This is a genomic window from Stenotrophomonas sp. 05L44_2 (assembly GCF_056665995.1).
On record NZ_JBFTNR010000459.1, the window covers coordinates 1 to 3453 of the forward strand.

The 3453-nt window shown below is 64.0% G+C and carries 5 protein-coding genes; 4 read left to right on the top strand and 1 reads right to left on the bottom strand.

What is annotated here, in order from left to right; translation table 11 throughout:
* The 4 genes from AC1VAN_RS15525 to AC1VAN_RS15540 all read left to right on the top strand — a co-directional run.
* Positions 1 to 1060: cytochrome b (locus AC1VAN_RS15525; RefSeq protein WP_480986139.1), on the top strand; the 1060-nt coding region annotated here is incomplete at its 5' end.
* Positions 1053 to 1802 (top strand): cytochrome c1, encoded by a 750-nt coding sequence (locus tag AC1VAN_RS15530; protein ID WP_025875282.1) that lies wholly within the window; start codon positions 1053 to 1055, stop codon positions 1800 to 1802. The genes AC1VAN_RS15525 and AC1VAN_RS15530, both read left to right, overlap by 8 nt.
* A gap of 134 nt (positions 1803 to 1936) precedes the next feature.
* Positions 1937 to 2572 (top strand): glutathione S-transferase N-terminal domain-containing protein, encoded by a 636-nt coding sequence (locus AC1VAN_RS15535; protein WP_025875280.1) that lies wholly within the window; start codon positions 1937 to 1939, stop codon positions 2570 to 2572.
* 84 nt (positions 2573 to 2656) lie between these two features.
* Positions 2657 to 3112: a ClpXP protease specificity-enhancing factor gene (locus AC1VAN_RS15540; RefSeq protein WP_032975698.1), complete on the top strand. Its 456-nt coding sequence runs from the start codon at positions 2657 to 2659 to the stop codon at positions 3110 to 3112.
* A 37-nt stretch (positions 3113 to 3149) separates the two neighbouring features.
* Here the strand turns inward: AC1VAN_RS15540 and AC1VAN_RS15545 are convergent.
* On the bottom strand, positions 3150 to 3453 hold a 304-nt coding region (locus AC1VAN_RS15545; RefSeq protein WP_480986140.1), incomplete at its 5' end, for a DUF3301 domain-containing protein.

Below are 3453 nucleotides of genomic sequence, written 5' to 3' on the forward strand. Positions count from 1 at the left end.
CTACAAGACGAATGCCGCCGAAGCATTCGCCTCCATCGAATACATCATGCGTGACGTGGAGTGGGGCTGGCTGATCCGCTACATGCACTCCACCGGTGCCTCGCTGTTCTTCATCGTGGTCTACCTGCACATGTTCCGCGGGCTGCTGTATGGCAGCTACCAGAAGCCACGCGAACTGGTGTGGATCCTGGGCATGCTGATCTACCTGGTGTTGATGGCCGAAGCCTTCATGGGCTACGTGCTGCCGTGGGGCCAGATGTCGTTCTGGGGCGCCAAGGTGATCATCTCGCTGTTCGGCGCCATTCCGGTGATCGGCAACGGCCTGACCGAATGGATCATGGGCGATTACCTGCCCAGCGACGCCACGCTCAACCGGTTCTTCGCACTGCACGTGATCGCGCTGCCGCTGGTCCTGCTGCTGCTGGTGGTGCTGYACCTGGGCGCGCTGCATGAAGTGGGATCGAACAATCCCGATGGCGTGGAGATCAAGAAGGGCCCGAAGGGCAACCGCTGGTCACCGAACGCGCCGACCGACGGCATCCCGTTCCATCCCTACTACACACTCAAGGACGGCGTCGGTGCGGGCTTCCTGCTGATCATCGCGGCCTTCATCATCTTCTTCGCACCGGCCTTCGGTGGCCTGTTCCTGGAACACGACAACTTCACCGAAGCCAATCGCCTGGTCACCCCCGAGCACATCAAGCCGGTCTGGTACTACACGCCGTACTACGCGATGTTGCGGGTGGTGCCGAACAAACTGGGTGGCGTGATCGTGATGTTCTCGGCCATCGCCATCCTGTTCCTGGTGCCCTGGCTGGACCGGGCCAAGGTCAAGTCCTACCGCTACCGCGGCTGGCTGTCGCGCGGCCTGCTGGGCATGTTCGTGGTGTGCTTTGCGTGGCTGATGGTGATCGGTTCCGGTCCTGGTACCGATGCACACGAGACCTATGTCGGGCGGGTGCTGACCTTCCTGTACTTTGCCTTCTTCATCACCATGCCGATATGGACAAGGCTGGACAAGACCAAGCCGGTACCGGAAAGGGTGACCACGCATGACTGAGCGCTGGATGGTCCGGCTGGCCCTGGCGGCCGCCCTGATGCTGGGCAGTACCCTGGCCATGGCCGCCGAGGGCGGCACCAAGCTCCTGCAGGCCGGTAACGACCTGGGTGACCGGGCGTCGCTGCAGCGCGGCGCCCAGTTGTACATGAACTACTGCAGTGGCTGTCATGCACTGAAGTACCTGCGCTATTCGCGGATGGGCGAGGACCTGGGGCTGAGCGAGGAAGAGGTGATGAACAACCTCAACTTCACCGGCTCGGCGATCGGCGATCCGGTGCCTGTGGCGATGCCCAAGGAGCAGGCCGAAAAGTGGTTCGGCAAGATGCCGCCGGACCTGAGCCTGATTTCCCGGGTGCGCGGCAGCGACTGGATCTACACCTACCTGAAGTCGTTCTACCTGGACAGCAGCCGCCCGCTGGGCTGGAACAATGCGCTGTTCGCCAACGCATCCATGCCCAATCCGTTGTGGGAGATGCAGGGCCTGCAGCATGCGGTACATGGCAAGGCCGAAGCAGCGGGCATGGACCCGCCGGTGACGGGCCTGCGCATCGAAAGYCCGGGTTCGGTCGATGCGGCGCAGTACGACCAGGCCGTGCGCGACATCACCAACTTCCTTGAATACGCCGGCGAGCCGGCCGCGCTGAAGCGGCAGCAGCTCGGTGTCTGGGTGATCCTGTTCCTGGCCCTGCTGACCTTCCTGGTGTACCTGTTGAAGAAGGAATACTGGAAGGACGTGCACTGATCCAGGGCCGGCCATCGCAACGGGCCTATTGGCTTTTGTGATGGTCGGTTGCACACTCGGGGAGGAGTCGACCGTCAGCACGGTGCTGGCGGCGCCGATACGGCAGGCGGTCTCCTGTCGTAGGAGAGCCTTTGATGGCGGCGAGCGTACGCATGCGCAATACACTGACGCTGTTTTCCTCGAACGACGATGTACTGTGCCACCGTGTGCGCCTGGTGCTGGCGGCCAAGGGCGTGAGTTTCGACTTCGTACCGGTGGATCCACAGAACCCGCCGGAAGATCTGATCGATCTCAATCCGTACCACTCGGTGCCGACCCTGGTCGAGCGCGAGCTGGTGCTGTATGCCGCGTCGGTGGTCAGCGAGTATCTGGACGAGCGCTATCCGCATCCGCCGCTGATGCCGGTTGACCCGCTGTCGCGCGCGCGGATCCGCCTGGCCATGCTGCGTATCGAACACGACTGGGTGCCGCAGGTGCAGGCGATCCAGCTGGGCAACAAGACCCAGGCCGAGGCAGGGCGAAAGCGGCTGAAGGAACTGTTGACGGCCTCGCTGCCGTTGTTCAAGGCCAGCAAGTTCTTCCTCAACCCGGAAATGAGCCTGGCCGACTGCGCGATGGCGCCGATCATCTGGCGCCTGCAGTCGCTTGATGTGCCGTTGCCGAAGGACGGCAAGGCGATCGAGGACTATGGCAACCGGATCTTCCGCCACCCCGGTTTCGTCCGCAGTCTGACCGATCAGGAAAAGAAACTGCGCGATCTGCCGGGCTGATCCGCCATCCGCTTTCCCGTCTGCACGCCGACCGGCGTGCAGGCGATCCGCCCCGGCCGGGGCGTCGGGCGCTACACTTCACGCATGACCGAAGACTTCTTCCACATGACCAGCCACCGACCGTACCTGTTGCGGGCCCTGGTGGAATGGATCAATGACAACCAGCTGACGCCGCACATCCTGGTCGACGCCGGCGTTCCCGGCGTGCAGGTTCCGCCTTCAGCCATCAAGGATGGCCGGGTGGTGCTCAACATCGCCGAACGCGCGGTGGTACGGCTGGTGATCGACAACGAGTCGGTGAGCTTCTCGGCGCGCTTCTCCGGCACCAGCTATCCGGTGCAGGTGCCGATCAGCGCCGTACTGGCGGTATATGCCCGCGAAACCGGGCAGGGCATGGCCCTGCCGGATGACATTCCCGGTGGCGATCCGGCGCCGGCCAGTGATGAGCTGCTGCACGACGATGAGCAGGCGCCGCCGGACGACACGCCGCCCGCTGGTCCGCCGCCGAAAGGCCGTCCGACCCTGCGCGTGGTCAAGTAATGGTGGGGCCGACCGTTGGTCGGCACACCTTCAGCCCCTACACATCCTCGGCCTCTTCGTTGTCCGCACGGATCTGGCTGATCCGTGCCGCGCCCGGGCCGGTAAATGAAACCAGCTGGTCGCCGCGCAGCACCATGCGGCCGACATGGCGATCGATGCCGTCGTAGGAATACTCGAACTTGAAGGTGCGCTCGAAGCCGAGGCGTCCGTCTTCCCCGCGCGACAAGCGCAGGCCCGTGGCGTGCACCGCCTGGTCCAGCCACTGCACATCGGCGGCACGGCAGGCGTTGCGGCCCAGCTCGATCGCACGTTCGGCGGCCGAACGCGCTGCGTTCCAGAAG